Source organism: Mesonia phycicola, from assembly GCF_900141885.1.
Classification (GTDB): domain Bacteria; phylum Bacteroidota; class Bacteroidia; order Flavobacteriales; family Flavobacteriaceae; genus Mesonia; species Mesonia phycicola.
Genome location: NZ_FQYY01000001.1, coordinates 223944 through 242140, shown reverse-complemented (window position 1 = coordinate 242140; position 18197 = coordinate 223944). Strand labels below are relative to the sequence as shown.

Genomic DNA, 18197 nt, shown 5'->3' with positions numbered 1-18197 from the left:
AAAATTACTTAGCCTTAATGTTGGTGAAATATAGTTTGAAATTTCCTTCTTTGTTTTGATGAGTTGTAGCAATTTTGAGTCCGTTAAATGTTTGGTACTTTTCCCAAGTAGTAGCTAATCTTGGCTCGTTACTACCAGAAGGTGTGTAAGACCATTCTCTAATTATAAAATCTTTGTCCACATATACTTTATAAGTATCTCCAGGGGTGTAACCATCTTTATTATCGTATGCAATAGTAATTTCTGTCATCGGTTGTTCACTAATAGGTGCTTTTATATTTTCTTTTATAGAATGCTGAAAACCTTGATCCCAAACTAACTGAAAAGGAAATAACAACCAATATTTATCATTTATAAAAGCTTGGTTTGCTTTTAGCTGAATGCTGTCCATATTTTCACGTACATATTCTAGCGTGTCTTGTGCAGTAAGCATTTTAATTTGATTTTTTTGAGGTTGCCATTGCCAAGACCTTTCAAAATGAATAGTATCTCGATCTACATTAAAAGTATAGGTTAGTTGCTCAATATTTTTAAAATTATCATAACCGTGGGCTTGTGCAACTTTTTCTAAGACGGTAAGTTCTGGAGTTTTATTTTTTTCTGATTCAGAATTTTCAGAAGAGTTTTTACAACCAAAAGTAATGCTGGCTAAAATGAAAGCGGATAGAATTTTTTTCATAAGTAATTATTTATAGATTAAAAGTAAAAAACCTCTTGATGTTCTCAAGAGGTTTTATAGTTATATTTTTTTGAGAAGAAGATTAATCTACAGCATCTTCTACGTCATCTGCAGCATCATCTACTGCGTCTCCTACATCATTTGCAGCATCTTCTACTTTATCTTCTGTGCTTTCTTCTCTACAACTTGTAAAAGTGGTAGCTAAAGTTCCTACTAAAAATAGTGATAAAAATAATTTTTTCATAATGTTTAATTTAATTGATTTGTTAATTGATTTACGGCCTTCTACCGGTTGCTAGTCTGTATAATATTCCTATTACGGCAAGTACTAATAAGATGTGTATTAAACTTCCTACAGCGTCGCCAAAGCCAAAATAACCTACTAGCCATCCTATAATTAAGATGATAATAATAAGCCAGATTAAATCTTTCATAATTAATTGGTTGTTTGTTAGTTATGATAAATGTAGAAAATATGATTTTTCATTCAAGCTCGTTTAACTATCAATTAACTAAGGTTTAGTAATTATTTGGGTTTTTAAAGATGTTTGCTGCCCTGTTTTTATGTTTCTTTAAGGTTTCTGGATTCATTTTATGTAGTAAACTCATCATCATTTTCATTCGTTGGTTATTTTTAAAATGTTCTCGTTTATCGTCTAAGAAATTCCAGTAAAGGGAATTGAATGGGCAAGCTTCTTCGCCTTCTTTTTTATTTACATTGTAATGGCAATCTTTGCAATAATTACTCATTTTATTAATGTAACTTCCGCTAGAAATGTAAGGTTTGGTAGCTACTAAGCCACCATCTGCAAATTGACTCATCCCACGAGTATTTGGCATTTCTACCCACTCTATAGCATCTATATAAATACCCAAATACCAATTATCAACTTCATCTGGATGTACTTGAGCAAGCAATGCAAAATTTCCTGTAATCATTAACCGCTGAATGTGATGAGCGTAGGCATTTTCTAAACTTTGCTTAATAGCGTGATGCAGACAATTCATTTTTGTTTCAGCATTCCAATAAAAATTGGGGAGTTTATTTTGGTTGTCAAGCTTATTGCTTCTGCCATAATTGGGCATTTCTTTCCAATAAACCCCGCGCATATATTCACGCCAGCCTAAAATTTGTCTAACAAAACCTTCTACTTGAGAAATATCAATTTCTGTTTTATTTTCGTGGTAAGCATCTATTACTTTTTCTATCACTTCTTGCGGAGAAAGCATTTTAGAATTCATTGCAAAAGAAAGTCGAGAATGAAATAAATAGATTTGCTCGGTATGCATGGCATCTTGATAATCGCCAAAATGAATCAACAAATTTTCGCAGAAATAATTAAGCACTTTTAAAGAGTCTGGGCGAGAAGTTGGCCAGTTAAAGTTTTTCTCTTCCATGCTTCCCATCGTTTTTATTTCTTGCTGTTTGATTTGCTCTACAATTTTAGAAACATTTTTTCTGAAGCCTTTTTCGTGCGGAATTTCTGGTTGACCTTTCCATTTTTTGCGATTACTCTTATCGAAATTCCATTTACCGCCTTCCGGATTTTTTTCATTCTGCATTAAAATAGAATGTTTTTTACGCATATTGCGGTAAAAATATTCCATGGTCATTTCTTTTTTGCCTTCGTAAAATTCTGTTAGTTCTGTACGTGAAGTGTAAAAATGCTCGGTATTGAAGGCTTCCGTTTCAATTTCAAGTTTGGAGCAAAAATCTTTTAATTGTTCATCTAAACGATATTCATCGGGAAGTTGATATTCAAACTTTTCAATTTCATATTTATCAATTAATTGCTGGAGATTTTTAGTTAAATCTTGTTGGTTTTCTTTAGCATCAATCTCATAGTAAATTACTTGAAGACCTTTTTCTTTTAAAAATTGATAAAAGTTACGCATAGAAGCAAAAAACGCAACCACTTTTTGAATATGATGTACCGTATAATCTGTTTCTTGGCGCATTTCTGCCATAAAATAAATGGTGTTTTTATCTGAAGAAGAAAACCAAGAATGTTTATGGTTTAGCTGATCGCCAAGTATTAATCGAAGTTTTTTCATATTTAGGTAACTTAAATTGAATTTTAGCTACTAATAAAGAAAGTTGTCTTATGAAAAAAACTATTTACTATTCTTTACTTGTAGTTTGGTTGTTAAGCCTTGCAATTTGTGCTTTTGTATTAAAGTTAGAGCCAAACACATTAATTTTTATTTACGTAATTACTCAAGGTTTAATGGTTAGCATTTATCTAAATGTTTTTAAGAAGAAGTCTTGCTCAAAGTCTTAAAACAATTCTTTTTGACCGCCTAGCCAAGTTTGTAGGTATTTCTTTTCTGGATCGTAGCGTTTTGCCTGCAATTGAATATTAAATTTTCTGTCTCGTGGGTCGTTACCAACACCGCTATTGTACATCCAATTGCCCCAATTGCTATGTACGTCGTAATCGACGAGCATACTTTCTAAATAAGCAGCGCCAATTCGCCAATCTTGTTTTAATTCTTTAGCCCAAAAACTATTTACGTTTTGGCGACCGCGATTACTCATAAAACCTGTCGCAGCAATTTCTTTCATATTCGCATTTACAAAAGGCTCATCAGTTTCGCCATTAATCCAGTTTTGAAGTATTTCTTTATCTTGATTCCAGTCGAGATTTTTGTTTAAAATACCACCAAGTTGAAAAATCTTATTGCCGTGTTTTAAAGAAATGTATTTAAAATAATCTCGCCAGATTAACTCAAAAATAAGCCAATACGTACTGTTGTTTTTTACGACTTGTTTTTCAAACTTTTTTACTTCCCAATAAATTTTTCTGGCAGAAATACTTCCGTTAGCTAACCAAGCAGAAAGTTTAGAGCTATAATCTGGGCCTAAAAGTCCGTTGCGGGTTTTTTTATAATGCTGAAGTTGACAAGTATCCCAAAAATAATGCTGAATGCGTAGGTCTGCAGCCTCTTCACCGCCGTGAAAAGGAAAGGCAGTTCTAGAGTCTTTTTCAAATTCATCTAAACCTAACTCTTTTAATTTTGGTATTTGCGTGGTATGTTCTACAAGATATTCTTTTGGTTGAGGTTGTGGTAAATTGGCGGGTGGTCTTATGTTTACATGGTATTCTGCTTTTTTTCTGAATTGCGTATAAACTTCAGGTATGTTTTGAAAAGACTCGTAAGGAATATCTTCCGGATGAAATAAAAACTGATCGTAGGTTTCAATAAATTCAACTTCTGGTAAGTGATAATGCACATTTTTTTGAACTTCAGCTTCTTCTTGCGTCCATTCTTTTTGAAGAAATATTTTCTGAAAATGATATTTCTCTGAAAGCTTCGGGAAAACACTTTCGGGATAATCGTGAAAAATCAATAAGCTAATATTGAGTTTTTCTTTTAAATTTTTCTGAAGGTTTTGCACGGTTTCGATAAGAAATTGTGCTCGGTATTTTTCAATTTTTTTGAATCCGAATTTTGTCTTTTCAAAATGTCTAGGATCAAAGCAGTAAACCGCTAGAGTTGGATGGTTTTCTTTGCGTGCTTTTTCTATAGAATAATTATCAAAAACACGTAAATCGTTCCTGAACCAAATTACATTGTATGTTTGTTTTTCGTGCATTTTTTACTACAATATTTTACATTTTCCCAATCGCGTTCCCATTTTTTGCGCCAAGAAAAGGGGCGTTTACAAATGGGACAAATTTTGGTAGGTAATTCACTTTTCTTCATTTAGAATAGAGGTTAGCTTTTTATTGGGTTTAGCGTAGCTAAGTCTGTCTAATAACTTAGCTTCTGCATAAGCATCTACACCATTTATAGTTACTGTTTCTGCTTTTTCTAAATTTAGCCAACCGTCTTCTTGTTGTATATCGTCTTCTATAAAAAGATGTTCTACTTCTCCCACAATCATTCTGCATTGGTTTTCTTCAATAAAATAATTGTTCACCAATTTACAGCCAATTTGGATGTTAGCCTCTTTTACAAAAGGCGCAAAAAAGTCTGCTTTATATTCTTCTGTAAGATGAGTTTTTTCAAACTCAGAAATATTGCCATCATATTTAGCAGAAGTTTGATGAGCCTCTTTAATAATATGTTTATTTACGTGATTTATGGTAAATTGTTTGGTAGACATTAAATTATCGTAAGTGTTTCTTACTACAGAAGTTGGTCTTAAGATAAAACCTAATAATGGCGGGTTACTACCTAAATGAATTACCGAACTGAAGATGGCTACATTAGTAATTTCATCTTTAGATTTTGTTGCAATTAAATTGGCAGATTTATAACCACTTAAACTATTTATGAGATTAACTCTATATAGCTTTTCTAATTTATCTATATGTTCTCTATTTATATATTGCATTAAAATTGTTTCTGTAAAAATATATTTTGTTTAATTATTTATAGTTAAAAATTAAACAAAATTTTATAATTAAATAAAAAAAAGCTACCGTATTTATGGTAGCTTTTTTATAAATTAAAGATGTTATTCTTTGTTTTGTTGATTTTTGATGGTTTTTTCATCAATATCAAATTTATTGGTATTTTGTTTTCTATCACCAATATTACCTAAAGGGCTTTCAGTGTCTTTGTGTTTTCTTTTGTTTCGATTATCATCTATTACTCCCATAATTCAATTTTTTTAGTTTCTTCTAAGTTAACAGAATAGCTATTAAAACTGTATTAAAAGACTTGTAAAATCTTGTTAAGCGTTTTTTAATTTAATGATGTAACCCAATTTACAGCCTTAGTAAGCTTATCAAATTTTAATATTCTGTTTTTGTAAAACATTTTTTCAAATTTTAGATTAAATAAGGAGGATTGATGTTTCGTAATTAGAATATATGAGCTTAAACTATGACCCATCTTAAAAAAACTTACCCAATCTGCAGGATTAACATAATATTTATGAATACGATGAGAAATATAATGAGGTTTACTATTTACCCCATAAAAAGATTGTGCAAGCTCAATAAGAATAGATGCTTTATGCCAATCAAAAAAAATATCTTCAGCTACTTCACCAATAATGTAATCTTTATAAAAATAAAAATTACCAAAGCTTAGCTGATGCTTTTGTAGCGCATTATTATATATATTGTGTGGTTTGATTGAAATAAAAATTTTAAATAGATATTCTAAAATTAATAATAATACTTTTAAATCTAAAGAAACCTTCCAAAAAAAAGGAAGGTTTTTTATTCTTAATATTTTAAATAGATAATTTTAAAAGTCTAATAAACTCTGCTCGATAGCCCTGTTCATCTTTTCCTTTTCCGGCTTCGGCTAATTGAACAATATTTTCTTTGGTAATATTTTTAGCAAATTGAGATTCTCTAAGTTGCATACCAAACATTGCTAAAGCAGTAGTAAATTTTAAGTCTACAGAAGCATTTTTAAGCTGAATATTTTCATCTTTTACTACTTTGGTTAATAATTTACTTTTATCTCCGTCAGGTTTTTTATAGCGGAATTTTACCGTTAATAATTCATCAGAATCATTTTTAACTGTTTTATCGGTATATTTTAAATCGTCTATATCTTTTATCCATTCACTTTCTACACCTACCGGAATAATTTCATAAAGAGCCGTTACGGTGTGACCGCTTCCTAATTCTCCTGCATCTTTTTTATCGTCGTTAAAATCTTCCGCATTAAGTAATCTATTTTCGTAACCAATTAAACGATAAGCTTGTACTTTGGCAGGATTAAATTCTACCTGAATTTTCACATCTTTAGCAATAGTGTATAAAGTACCGCCAAACTCAGTACCAAGAATACGTTGCGCTTCTTGCATTGTATCGATGTATGCGTGATTTCCGTTCCCTTTATCGGCAAGAGTTTCCATTTTAGAGTCTTGGTAATTTCCGGTTCCAAAACCTAAACACGTAAGAAAAACGCCGCTTTCTCTTTTTTCTACAATTAAATCTTCCATTGCGCTATCACTACTTGCTCCAACATTAAAATCGCCATCTGTAGCTAATATTACTCGGTTATTTCCGTTTTTAATGTAATTATCTTCCGCAATTTTGTAAGCAAGTTGTATACCTTCACCTCCAGCAGTAGAGCCTCCAGCATTTAGTTTATTAAGTGCCTCTAGAATTTTATTTTTATCTGAAGTTGGTTCTAAAGCCAAGCCTGCAGCTCCTGCATAAGTCACAATGCTTATTTTATCTTCATCGCGAAGTTGATTCACTAATAATTTAAAAGCCGATTTTAAAAGCGGAAGTTTGTTAGCCGAATTCATAGAACCAGAAACATCTATTAAAAACACTAAGTTGGAAGGTGGAATATTGTCTAACGGAACTTCTTTACCTTGTAAGCCTATTTTTACAAGTTTCGTGTTACTATTCCAAGGTGATTGCGCTACTTCGGTATTGATCGAAAACGGATCTTTACCACTTGGTTGCGGATAATCATAATCAAAATAATTAATAAATTCTTCAATCTTCACGGCGTCTTTAGGGACTTTTTGTCCGTTATTAATCATTCTTCTTACGTTACTGTAACTCGCTTTATCTACATCTATAGAGAAAGTAGAAAGTGGAGAAGCATTCACCATTTTAAAAGTGTTTTCTTCTATTTGTTTGTAAGACTCTGTATTTTCTTGCGGAACAGGAATTCTATGAATTGTATTAGAAACTTTAATGCCTTCTATTCTTTTGTGCATTACTGGAGCAGGATCCATCATTTCGTATTCTTCAGCTTCAACATCTTCTACAACTATTTCTTCTGTAATTGTGTTGATGTTTGGATTTTTGTGTTGTGTTTGATTTTTAACTTCATTATTGCACGAAAAAAAGCATAAAGAAATTACGGCTAACAAAATGTTGATATTTTTCATAATTCAAGTTTTAAGTTGCAAAAGCAATTACAAACAACTTGCCAAAAATTTTGATAGTTTTATAAATTCATCGTTTTTACCTAAACAATATGCGTTATTCTGGACTTGCTTTAGATTCTAAAGCGGTATAAAATATGGATGAGAAAACCCTGAATCAAGTTTAGAGTGACGATAACTTAAAATATTTAACCAAAATTGTAAAGATGAGTCAAAAATATGTAGCCTTATTACGAGGTATAAATGTGGGTGGAAAACGAAAATTAAAAATGGCCGATTTACGAGAATCGGTTTTAAAAATTGACTTTACAGAAGTTTCTACCTACATTCAAAGTGGAAATTTATTTTTTACTTCGGAAGAAAAAAATGCTAGAATTTTAGAAGAAAAATTAGCGCAACATTTGTTAGATGAATATACTTATGATATTCCTGTAGTTATAAGAACAGCTGGAGAGATTGAAAAAGCAATATCTAAAAACCCGTTTTCAAACGCAGAAGATTTTAAGCAATTGCATCTTATATTTTTAAAAGAAAATCCTGCTCAAGATTTAGTTAATGCTTTTAAAGAACTAGAATTTCCTTCGGAACAATTTAAAATTGAAGAAAAACATCTTTATGTAAATTATACCGAAGGTGTTAGAAATTCTAAACTTTCTACAACATTTATAGAGAAAAAATTAAAAACTAAAGCAACCGCACGAAATTGGAAAACTTTATTGAAAATAGAAAGTTTTTTGAAAGGTTAATTGAATATTGGTAATGAATCAACATAACAAACCAATACCCGTTTGTAATACTTAGCGGAGTCGAAGTCTCATTATTAATATTTTGTTTCTCAAAATAGTATGCGATTCTGGATCAAGTCCGGAATGACGAAAGCATTTATTTACATTCTAATCTGCTTGATAAAACTTTCAATTTGTAGCGTTCCGTTTTCGGTGAGGTGTTTGATGAAAGCTGAACCAATAATGGCTCCTTTAGCAAATTGAGTAGCTTTGTCGAAAGTTTCAGCATTGCTAATTCCAAATCCAACAATTTGCGGATGCTGAAGTTTCATTTGATCAATTCTTTCAAAATAAGCTTGTTGCGCGTCACCAAAACTATTTTTTGCTCCGGTAATACTTGCAGAACTCACCATATAAATAAATCCTTCTGAAGCTTCATCGATCTGTTGAATACGTTTTTCTGAAGTTTGTGGCGTGATCAAAAAGATGTTTTGTAAACCGTATTGCTGAAAAATCGCTTGATATTCTTCCGTATAAACTTCTAAGGGAAGATCTGGAATAATAAGACCGTCGATACCAATTTCAGCACATTTTTTGCAAAAATTTTCAATTCCATATTGTAGTATTGGGTTAAAATATCCCATGATAATTAACGGAATGGTAACTGTTTTTCTAATGTCTTTAAGTTGTTCAAAAAGCTTTTCTGTAGTCATTCCGTTATTTAAAGCTTGCGTAGAACTAGCTTGTATGGTTGGGCCATCTGCTAACGGATCACTAAATGGTAAGCCAATTTCTACCATATCTACGCCAGATTTTTCTAAATTTTCTAGAATAGTTTTAGTGTCGTTAAGTTGCGGATAACCTGCGGTAAAATAGATAGACAGTAATTTTTTGTCTTCTTGTAGTTTATGAGAGATACGATTCATTGTGTTTAGTTTTATTCTTCATCCCAGACTTGATCTGGAATCTCATTTATTAGTTAAATTTTGATATGACCCTGAATCAACACTTCGACTCCGCTCAGTGTGAGAACAGGTGACGTTTTTTAATACTTTAAAAACTATAAATCAAAATACTTCATATAGGTTTCTAGGTCTTTATCACCACGACCAGAAAGGTTAACTACTACCACTTCTTTAGGTTGAAACTTTCTTTGATCTAATGCCGCTAATGCGTGTGCACTTTCTATAGCAGGAATTATACCTTCTAATTGTGTTAAGTTGGCGCCAGCTTGCATTGCTTCATCATCTGTAACCGATAAAAATTCTGCTCGTTTGCTGCTAAACAAATGTGCGTGCATTGGTCCAACTCCTGGATAATCTAATCCGGCAGAAATAGAATATGGCTCGGTAATTTGTCCGTCTTTACTTTGCATTAAAAGGGTTTTACTTCCGTGAATAATACCGTCGTTACCAAGTTGAGAGGTTGCAGCACTTTCCCCACTATTAATTCCTTTTCCTGCAGCTTCTACAGCAATAAGATTTACGTCTTTTTCATCTAAATAATGATAAAAAGCGCCAGCAGCATTACTACCACCACCTACGCAAGCAATGATATGATCTGGGTTGGTTCTATTTTCTTTTTCTTTTAACTGTAGTTTAATTTCTTGAGAAATAATACTTTGTAAACGTGCTACCATATCTGGATACGGATGCGGACCAACGACCGAACCAATTATATAATGCGTTTCTTCTGGGTTATTAATCCAATCTCTAATAGCATCGTTAGTAGCATCTTTTAAGGTTTTACTACCAGAGGTAGAAGGGATAACTTCTGCTCCCAACATTTTCATTCTTGCTACGTTGGGTGCTTGGCGCTGCATATCAATTTCTCCCATATACACAAAGCAAGGCATACCCATTAATGCACAAACGGTAGCTGTTGCAACACCATGCTGTCCAGCGCCAGTTTCTGCAATAATTCTTTTTTTACCTAAGCGTTTTGCCAGTAAAATTTGACCAACTGTATTGTTTACTTTGTGTGCTCCAGTATGGCAAAGATCTTCTCTTTTTAAATAGATTTTGGTGTTGTATTTTTCACTTAATCTATTTGCAAAATAGAGTGGAGTAGGGCGACCAACATAATCTCGTAGTAATTGTTGGTATTCTTCTTGAAAAGATTTTTCGCCTAAAATAGATAAATATTGTTCTTTTAATTGCGCAATATTAGGGTAAAGCATTTCTGGAATATAAGCCCCGCCATACTCACCGTAATAGCCTTTATTGTTAATGTGGTGTGTTTTCATTTCTTAAAAATTTATAGGATGTGATGCTGTTTGTCGAGTCTGCTCGGAATGTCAAGAAGTTCAGTATAACGATATTGATTAAAAATTCGTTATTATGGACTTGATTAACTCCGTTGATTCTTCGATTTCAGAATCTCATCAACTGTTTATTTTCTTTTTAAAATTTTTTAATTTTTCTATGTTTTTTTTTCCTGGTTCTGTTTCAAATTTACTGTTAAGGTCGATAGCGTATAAGGGAAGATTTTTGTTCTGAAATTCTTTTATTTTTTCTACTTCATCTAAACCAATACCGCCACTTAAAAAAAAAGGTTTTTGAAAAGGATAATTTTCTAAAACTTGCCAATTAAAAGTGTATCCATTGCCGCCAGGTTTTTTTCCTTTTGTATCAAATAAAAAATAATCTACTACTAGAAGGTATTTTTCTAGCTCTTGAAAGTCAAATTGATCTTTGATTGAAAAAGCTTTGATGATTTCTACTGATTTTTTATGTTGACCTGTGTAATGTGATGCTGAATCAAGTTCAGCATGACGTTCAAAACCGTCATCCCGAACTTGATTCGGGATCTCATCCTGCTTATTCTCACCTTGAGCGGAGTCGAAAGGTCTTTTTAGCTTTTTCTTCAATTCTTTACAATATTCCACACTTTCGTTCCCATGAAGTTGAATCGCCTGTAAACTGTAATCTTCAATTTTTTGCTGAATAAAACTTATTTCTGCATTTACAAAAACTCCTGTTTTTTTGATTGTAGAAGTAATGGAAGGAATATTTGTATCTACATAACGAGGAGATTTTTCATAGAAAATAATACCCATATAGTCTGGCTGAAGTTGAGCTAACTCCATTATATTCTCTTCATATTTCATTCCGCAGACTTTTAGTTTCATATTTTTATTTTTTTATCATTCTGTGCTTGACACGGAACCTTATCTTGAATTTTTCTACTGAGGCGATGCTGTCCCTCGACTCCGCTCGGGATGACTATGATCTTCAATTTTATGCTTCATCCCGAATTCCTAATATGATGTGATGCTGAATCAAGTTCAGCATGACGGCTTTATTTTTTCGTCATTCCGTGATTGACACGGGATCTCATCATGCTATTTACTCTCAATTTCGTCAATTAGTTTTTTAGCACTTGCTCCAGGGTTATCGGTTTTCATAAAAGTTTCTCCAATTAAAAATCCGCGATATCCAAATTCTCTTAACTCAATAATATCATTCACAGATTTTAGTCCGCTTTCAGATATTTTAACCATTTCTTCCGGAATTTTTTCAGCTAAATTTTTACTAATTTCGGTAGAAACTTCAAATGTTTTTAGGTTTCTGTTATTTACTCCAATTAATTGAACGGGAGCATTTAAGTTAACTTGTAACTCTTCTTCATTATGTACTTCTAGCAAAACCTCTAAGCCTAATTGATGAGCTAGTTTTGTAAAATTAAGTACTTGTTGCGGCGTTAATATTGCTGCAATTAGTAAAATAGCATCTGCCCCGTGAGCTTTGGCTTCTAGAATTTGGTACTCATCTATGGTAAAATCTTTTCTAAGTAAAGGTAGGTTTACGCTTGCTCTAGCTAATTGTAAATCTTCTAAAGAACCTCCAAAAAAACTATTGTCTGTTAATACCGAGCTACCGCAAGCCCCTGCTTTTTTGTAACCTAAAACCACTTCATTTACATATAAATTCTGGTTGATATTAGGTTTAGATGGCGAGCGACGTTTATGTTCTGCAATAATACCGCTAGTACTATTTTTTAGATTTTTACTTAATGAAAAACAAGTTCTTTCAAACAAAACAGAACTCTCTAAATATGAAGTGGGAAAGAACTCTTTTTTTAGTTGTATTTCTGTGATTTTGTGTTTCACAATCGTGTCTAGAATAGTTATCATTATGCGCTTAATTTTTGAAGTATTTTTAATTTATCTAAAGCTTTACCACTTTCTAGAGACTCTTTAGCAGCTACTAAAGCTTCTTCTAAATTTATTTTATTAGCAGTAGAAATCGCTAAAGCAGCATTGGCACAAACCACATTGTTTTGTGCTACCGTACCTTCTCCGTTCAAAATTTTTTGAAATAATTGTACCGCCTCTGGAATTGTATTACCGCCATAAATTTCTTCTGCATTAATTTTTTCTGCATTAAAATCTTCAGGAGTTAATACGGTGTTTATGTGGTTACCAACCACTTTTGTGTTGCCTGTAAGAGAAACTTCATCGTAACCATCTAACGCGTGTATAATTCTGAAATTGGTATCTGTGTTTTGATAGAGGTAACTATAAATTCTTGCTAGCTCTAAACTAAAAACACCTACTACCTGATTAGTTGGTTTAGCAGGATTTACCATTGGCCCTAACATATTGAAGAAGGTTTTAACAGCTAGCTCTTTTCTTACAGGAGCTACAAACTTCATTGCTGGGTGAAACAGAGGAGCGTGTAGTACACAAATGCCAGCTTTTTCTAAACAGTTTTCTAGAAATGCTTGATCGTTAGAAAATTTTACACCTAGATTTTCTAAAACGTTACTACTTCCGCTAACAGAAGAAACACTGTAATTACCGTGTTTGGTAACATTAACGCCGGCACCAGCAGTTATAAAAGATGCCAAGGTAGAAATATTAAAAGTGTTTTTACCATCACCACCCGTACCACACAAATCTATAGGATTGTAACTAGATAAATTTATAGGAATTGCTAGCTCTAATAATGCATCTCTAAAACCTTCTAGCTCTTCAATGGTAATGCTGCGCATCATGTAAACGGTTAAAAAACTAGCTATTTGGCTGTGATTAGCTTTTCCTTCAGAAATATTAATAAGCGCCTGTTTTGCTTCTTGCTTACTTAATATTTCGTGATGAGTTAATCTATTGAGTAGTTGTTTCATTTTAATCTATTTTCCTTTTTATAAAAGGTATTTAGCTGATAATAATTTTTTAAACTTTTTAATGAACTTCTTATTAGAAAGTTAAGCTGAGACGGTTTCTTCGTTTTTTACAGGAATTTCAATCCAATTTTTTAGCATCTGTTTACCTTGAGGAGTAAGTACAGATTCTGGATGAAATTGAACTCCGTAAACTTGAAAATCTTGATGTTTGAGAGACATAATTTGTCCGTTTTCATCAAAAGAAGTAGGGATTAACACGTTAGGTAAATCTTGCACTACCCAAGAATGGTAACGGCCAACTTCTAGATTTTGAGGAAGGTTTTTAAATAAAGTATCTTCATTATCAATCACTTTAATAGGAGTTGCTACTCCGTGAAAAACCTGATTTAAATTAGCTAGTTTAGCTCCAAAAACTTCACCAATAGCTTGTTGACCAAGGCATACTCCAAAAATACTTTTGGTAGCTGCGTAGGTTTTTATAATTTCTTTAAGCAACCCAGCTTCTGAAGGGATACCAGGACCAGGAGAAAGTAAAATTCTATCAAAATCTTCTACTTCTTCTATATCTAATTCGTTATTTCTTCTTACCGTTACCTCACAATTTAAATCTTCTAGGTAGTGTACTAAGTTGTAAACAAAACTGTCGTAATTATCTATAACTAATATTTTTTTCATTTGGATGTTTTCTAAAAAATTAATTTCATAATTTCATTTCAGTATCTCATCAAGAATTTTTAGTAACTGGATGAGAACCTGAATCAAGTTCAGGTTGATAATGAACTTTCAATTTTTATTTATTCTATGTTTTCTTCCTTTTAAAAAGTAAGGTTTATAATTCTTTTGCTAATTCTAAGGCTTTTGTTAATGCACCTAATTTATTGTACACTTCTTGTAATTCGTTTTCTGGTTTTGAGTCGGTAACAATACCTGCGCCCGCTTGCCAGTGTAGTTGGTGATCTTTGCTTAAAAAAGTTCTAATCATAATAGCGTGATTAAAGTTTCCTTTAAAATCCATTACACCAATTGCACCACCGTAAAAAGTTCTATTTACAGTTTCGTATTTTTCTATTAACTCTAATGCTTTGTATTTAGGTGCACCGCTCAATGTACCAGCAGGAAAAGTATCTGCTACTAATTGCATGGTTTTTATATTGTTTTTTTTCTTTCCGGTAACTTTACTAACTAGGTGAATTACGTGTGAGAAAAATTGAATTTCTCTATAAGTTTCTACCGTTACTTCAGAGCAGTTTCTACTTAAATCGTTTCTAGCTAAATCTACTAGCATTACGTGTTCAGAATTTTCTTTAGGGTCTTTTGCTAATTGTTTAGCTAGTTCTGCATCTCGTTCATCATCACCGCTACGTTTTATAGTGCCTGCAATTGGGTGAATTTCTGCCATTTCATCTTCTACTACTAATTGCGCCTCTGGAGAACTACCAAAGATTTTAAAATTTCCGTAGTCAAAATAAAATAGATAGGGAGAAGGGTTTACACTTCTTAAAGCACGGTAAACATTAAAATCGTCTCCTTTATATTTTTGAGAAAAACGTTTAGATAACACCAACTGAAATACATCACCACGTGCACAGTGTGCTTTTGCTTTTTCTACATTTTGTTTGTAAACTTCATCATCTATGTTAGAAGTAATATCTCCATCTGTTTCAAAATTAAACTGAGCAAAATTCTTGGTTTGTAATAAAGAGAGAAGAGTATCTAAATTACTTTCAGAATTATAATTATGCGAAAATAAATAGGCCTCGTTATTAAAATGATTGATGGCTATAATGTTTTGATAAACTGCATAATAAAAATCTGGGATTTCTAGCTTATTCTCTTTTTCTGTTAGCTGAATGCTTTCAAAATACTTTACAGAATCGTAACCGGTGTACCCAAAAATACCATTATGAATAAATTTATAATGCGTGTCTTCGGTTTTAAATTGTTTTGCAAAATTTTCTATTTCTGAAGGAATATGTACTTCTTTGGTAATTTCTTTTTCCGTTTTACTACCGTCAGGATACTGAATAAAAAGCGTGTTTTTTTCTGCTTTTATAGAAGCAATAGGATTGCAACAGATATAAGAAAAACTGTTTTTATTGGCATGATAATCACTACTTTCTAGTAATAAACTATGCGGGAATTTATCTCGTAATTTTAAATAAATACTTACCGGTGTAATGGTATCTGCAATTATTTTTTTTGATGTGGTATTAAGCGTAAACATTTTATTAATCTTAGCAATTATTGAACAAAAAAAAAGGCTTGTCGTGATAGACAAGCCTTTTTGGATATAATTATATACAATGCGGTGCTAGCTCACGACGTTTTTCGTAAGTTATTCCACCACCAAGTATGTACTGTTAAATTTTTCATTGCCTCAAATATAGGTATGAAATTATAATTTGCAAATAATTTTTAAAACAATCTGCAAACTTTAATTAGAATTTAAGAGTTATATCTAATTCAAAATCATCATATATAGTTTTATCACCTAGATTATCAAAAAAGCTTCCAGAACCATATTTAATATTATATTTTGTTCTGTCTATGGTTAAATGTGTAGTGGCTGTATTATCTTTCATATACAAATCAAAAGTAACAGAGTTGGTTTTACCCTTAATGGTAAGGTCTGCCATTATTTTGTAAACATTGTCTGTTTTAGTAGCTTTTTTAATTAGCAATTTTGCTGTAGGATGTTTTTTTACACCAAAAAAATCGTCAGACTTTAAGTGACCTTCTAATTTTTGTTTTCCTTCGCCAGAAAGATCTGTAGCGGTGATAGAAGACATGTCTACTATAAATTCACCTCCTGTAATATTTTTGTTTTCCATCTCTAGAAAACCTTCTTTAAAGGTTAATGTGCCTTCGTGAGAACCGGTAAGTTTTTCACCTTTCCATTCAATATTACTTTCTTTAATGCGGATGTTTTTCTTTTTAATAGGGTTGCTAGTAAAAGAAATCATAGCTAAAAAAATGGCAGTAACACCTAAAGTTTTTAATAATCTATTTTTCATGGGATAAATGTTTAAGTATTAAATAGTAGTAAATAAATCTGTATGTTGCTTTCTAACTTTTATATGATGTTGAGTAGCATCTTCTTTGCTTCTGTAACCCACAGGGGCAATAACAGTAGCGGTAAGACCTTTGTTGTTAAGACCCAAAATTTCGTTGAATTTTTCTACATTAAAACCTTCCATTGGGCAAGAATCTATTTTTAAGGTTGCAGCTACATTTAATAAATTACCTAAAGCAATGTATGTTTGTTTTGCCATCCAGTTTGCTTGTTGTTCTTTTGGTAAAGACATAGAAGCGCCTTTAATCATTTCTGCAAATTGATCTAGATTAGAAACATCTATACCTCGTGTTACAGCAACATTTTGCATATAATCTTTAATATATTCTTCTTTTACCTCTGTATAAGCCGCGAAGACAAATATTTGAGAAGCTTCTGTAAGTTGAGGTTGATTAAAAGCAGCAGCTCTTAATTGTTCTTTTACTTTAGGGTCTTCTATAATAAATACCTGGTATGGTTGTAAGCCGTAAGAAGAAGCTGTTAAGCGTACTGCTTCTTTTAAATCTGATAAATCTTCCGCAGATATTTTTTTGCTTTCATCAAAATGTTTGGTAGCATATCTCCAGTTTAAATTTTCTAAGTGTGCTTTCATAATTCTTGTCTATACAAATGTTAATATAAATTTTTTTAAGACCTAAGTTTTTCTAAAAGGGTGTTTAACTCTTTCAATTCTATTTCAGATAAATTTTTGGTAGAATTTTCTTCTAATTTCTTTATTTCAGGATCAATTTTTTTTAATAATTCTAAACCTTCTTTAGTAATAGTAACTTCTATTTTACGTCGGTTTTCTTCACAAATACAACGCTCTACTAATTTTTTATCTATTAATTTATCTATAAGTCGGGTAGTGTTGCTCATTTTATTTACCATACGTTCTTGTATCGTATTTAAATTGGCAGGTTTTTTTTCTTGTCCTCTTAATATTCTTAACACATTAAATTGTTGAGCAGAAATATCAAAAGATTTAAGAGAAGACATCATTTCACTACTCGTCTTGGCACTTGCTAATTGCAAATTAATAAGCACTTTCTTTTTGATAGAAAGTGTAGCTTTTGTTTTTAATATATCTTCTACTTTCATTGTGTAAACAATATTTGTATATACAAATGTAATGAGATTAGAATAATGAATATATTAAAGGAATGTTAAAACTATTAAACAATGACTAAAACCCTCTAAAAACACATAATTTTACGCGGATAGGCTTATTGGTAATTTGTATTTTAATAATAAAATTAATGGAGCAAGTTATTAATAAAGACAAAACAAAATTTATGAAGTTTATTTATCTTTTTATATCTGTATTAGTATTGGTGGGATGCCAAAACAAAAAGAATAGAGAATTAACTTTAGAAGAGATAGAAGTACCTACATACAATTTTGAAGAGTTTAAAAAAGAAATTGCTATAGAAGAAGGGAAAGTATATGTAATTAATTTTTGGGCAACTTGGTGTGCTCCCTGCGTAGAAGAATTACCTTTCTTTTTAGAGCTTGATAAAAAAGAAGATATAGAAGTGGTTTTAGTAAGTTTAGATATGCCATCTATGAAAGAAACTCAGCTAAAACCCTTTATAATAAAGAAAAACGTAACCAGTAAAGTAGTGTTGCTAGATGATTTAAGAAGTAGTATATGGATGCCAGAAGTAGATGAAAATTGGGATGGAGCCATACCAGCAACTTTACTTATAAATGGAGGTAAAAAAGCCTTTTATGCTAGAAGGTTTGAAGATATGAACGATTTATTAAGTGTAGTAAATAAGATTAAAAATTAGA

22 protein-coding genes are annotated in these 18197 nt (G+C 31.7%); 3 read left to right on the top strand and 19 right to left on the bottom strand.

What is annotated here, in order from left to right:
• Positions 1-4: 4 nt before the first annotated feature.
• From BUC03_RS01110 to BUC03_RS01105, 4 genes are all read right to left on the bottom strand, one after another.
• The gene (locus BUC03_RS01110; RefSeq protein WP_073147363.1) at positions 5-679 is read right to left on the bottom strand and encodes a hypothetical protein; all 675 of its coding nucleotides are present in this window, start codon (positions 677-679) and stop codon (positions 5-7) included.
• Positions 680-761: 82 nt separating this feature from the next.
• A complete protein-coding gene (locus tag BUC03_RS15260) occupies positions 762-923 on the bottom strand; it encodes a hypothetical protein (protein WP_200799116.1) in 162 nt (53 codons plus the stop codon).
• 31 nt (positions 924-954) lie between these two features.
• Positions 955-1113, bottom strand: coding sequence for a lmo0937 family membrane protein (locus BUC03_RS15085; protein WP_143159117.1), 159 nt, complete (start codon positions 1111-1113; stop codon positions 955-957).
• Positions 1114-1198: 85 nt separating this feature from the next.
• Complete coding sequence (locus BUC03_RS01105; protein ID WP_073147361.1) at positions 1199-2734, bottom strand: cryptochrome/photolyase family protein; 1536 nt, start codon at positions 2732-2734, stop codon at positions 1199-1201.
• 50 nt (positions 2735-2784) lie between these two features.
• On the opposite strand from BUC03_RS01105, the gene BUC03_RS15150 reads away from it, so the two are divergent.
• Positions 2785-2961, top strand: coding sequence for a hypothetical protein (locus tag BUC03_RS15150; protein ID WP_159432686.1), 177 nt, complete (start codon positions 2785-2787; stop codon positions 2959-2961).
• On the opposite strand, the gene BUC03_RS01100 is transcribed toward BUC03_RS15150, so the two are convergent.
• The 5 genes from BUC03_RS01100 to BUC03_RS01085 form a co-directional block, all read right to left on the bottom strand.
• Entirely contained in the window at positions 2958-4277 is a 1320-nt protein-coding gene (locus BUC03_RS01100; protein ID WP_073147359.1) for a DASH family cryptochrome, read from the bottom strand. The two genes, BUC03_RS15150 and BUC03_RS01100, sit on opposite strands and share 4 nt — an antisense overlap.
• Positions 4250-4387, bottom strand: coding sequence for a DUF2256 domain-containing protein (locus BUC03_RS01095; protein ID WP_073147357.1), 138 nt, complete (start codon positions 4385-4387; stop codon positions 4250-4252). The genes BUC03_RS01100 and BUC03_RS01095 overlap by 28 nt, the downstream gene beginning before the upstream one ends.
• Complete coding sequence (locus tag BUC03_RS01090; protein ID WP_073147355.1) at positions 4374-5021, bottom strand: flavin reductase family protein; 648 nt, start codon at positions 5019-5021, stop codon at positions 4374-4376. Before BUC03_RS01090 ends, BUC03_RS01095 begins: the two co-directional genes overlap by 14 nt.
• Positions 5022-5144: 123 nt before the next feature.
• On the bottom strand, positions 5145-5288 hold the full coding sequence (locus tag BUC03_RS15145) for a hypothetical protein (RefSeq protein ID WP_159432685.1): 144 nt from the start codon (positions 5286-5288) through the stop codon (positions 5145-5147).
• 582 nt (positions 5289-5870) lie between these two features.
• On the bottom strand, positions 5871-7502 hold the full coding sequence (locus BUC03_RS01085) for a vWA domain-containing protein (protein ID WP_084112728.1): 1632 nt from the start codon (positions 7500-7502) through the stop codon (positions 5871-5873).
• Between the two features lie 203 nt (positions 7503-7705).
• On the opposite strand from BUC03_RS01085, the gene BUC03_RS01080 reads away from it, so the two are divergent.
• Positions 7706-8245 carry a DUF1697 domain-containing protein gene (locus tag BUC03_RS01080; protein WP_073147353.1) on the top strand — a complete coding sequence of 180 codons (540 nt, stop codon included), beginning with the start codon at positions 7706-7708 and terminating at the stop codon, positions 8243-8245.
• Between the two features lie 140 nt (positions 8246-8385).
• On the opposite strand, the gene trpA is transcribed toward BUC03_RS01080, so the two are convergent.
• From trpA to BUC03_RS01030, 10 genes are all read right to left on the bottom strand, one after another.
• Positions 8386-9150: a tryptophan synthase subunit alpha gene (trpA, locus tag BUC03_RS01075; RefSeq protein ID WP_073147351.1), complete on the bottom strand. Its 765-nt coding sequence runs from the start codon at positions 9148-9150 to the stop codon at positions 8386-8388.
• Positions 9151-9284: 134 nt separating this feature from the next.
• Entirely contained in the window at positions 9285-10469 is a 1185-nt protein-coding gene (gene trpB, locus BUC03_RS01070) for a tryptophan synthase subunit beta (protein ID WP_073147349.1), read from the bottom strand.
• Positions 10470-10607: 138 nt separating this feature from the next.
• Positions 10608-11333 (bottom strand): phosphoribosylanthranilate isomerase, encoded by a 726-nt coding sequence (locus tag BUC03_RS01065; protein WP_234971587.1) that lies wholly within the window; start codon positions 11331-11333, stop codon positions 10608-10610.
• Between the two features lie 234 nt (positions 11334-11567).
• A complete protein-coding gene (trpC, locus tag BUC03_RS01060; RefSeq protein WP_073147988.1) occupies positions 11568-12356 on the bottom strand; it encodes an indole-3-glycerol phosphate synthase TrpC in 789 nt (262 codons plus the stop codon).
• 2 nt (positions 12357-12358) lie between these two features.
• Positions 12359-13351: an anthranilate phosphoribosyltransferase gene (trpD, locus tag BUC03_RS01055; protein WP_073147345.1), complete on the bottom strand. Its 993-nt coding sequence runs from the start codon at positions 13349-13351 to the stop codon at positions 12359-12361.
• An 81-nt stretch (positions 13352-13432) separates the two neighbouring features.
• Positions 13433-14026, bottom strand: coding sequence for an anthranilate synthase component II (locus BUC03_RS01050; protein WP_073147343.1), 594 nt, complete (start codon positions 14024-14026; stop codon positions 13433-13435).
• Between the two features lie 154 nt (positions 14027-14180).
• On the bottom strand, positions 14181-15575 hold the full coding sequence (locus BUC03_RS01045; protein ID WP_073147341.1) for an anthranilate synthase component I family protein: 1395 nt from the start codon (positions 15573-15575) through the stop codon (positions 14181-14183).
• A gap of 214 nt (positions 15576-15789) precedes the next feature.
• On the bottom strand, positions 15790-16365 hold the full coding sequence (locus BUC03_RS01040) for a YceI family protein (RefSeq protein ID WP_073147339.1): 576 nt from the start codon (positions 16363-16365) through the stop codon (positions 15790-15792).
• An 18-nt stretch (positions 16366-16383) separates the two neighbouring features.
• Positions 16384-17016, bottom strand: a complete 633-nt coding sequence (locus tag BUC03_RS01035; RefSeq protein WP_073147337.1) for an NAD(P)H-dependent oxidoreductase — start codon at positions 17014-17016, stop codon at positions 16384-16386.
• Between the two features lie 35 nt (positions 17017-17051).
• Positions 17052-17504 (bottom strand): MarR family winged helix-turn-helix transcriptional regulator, encoded by a 453-nt coding sequence (locus tag BUC03_RS01030; protein ID WP_073147335.1) that lies wholly within the window; start codon positions 17502-17504, stop codon positions 17052-17054.
• Positions 17505-17698: 194 nt separating this feature from the next.
• Between BUC03_RS01030 and BUC03_RS01025 the strand changes: the two genes are divergently transcribed.
• Entirely contained in the window at positions 17699-18196 is a 498-nt protein-coding gene (locus BUC03_RS01025; RefSeq protein WP_073147986.1) for a TlpA family protein disulfide reductase, read from the top strand.
• Position 18197 lies beyond the last annotated feature (1 nt).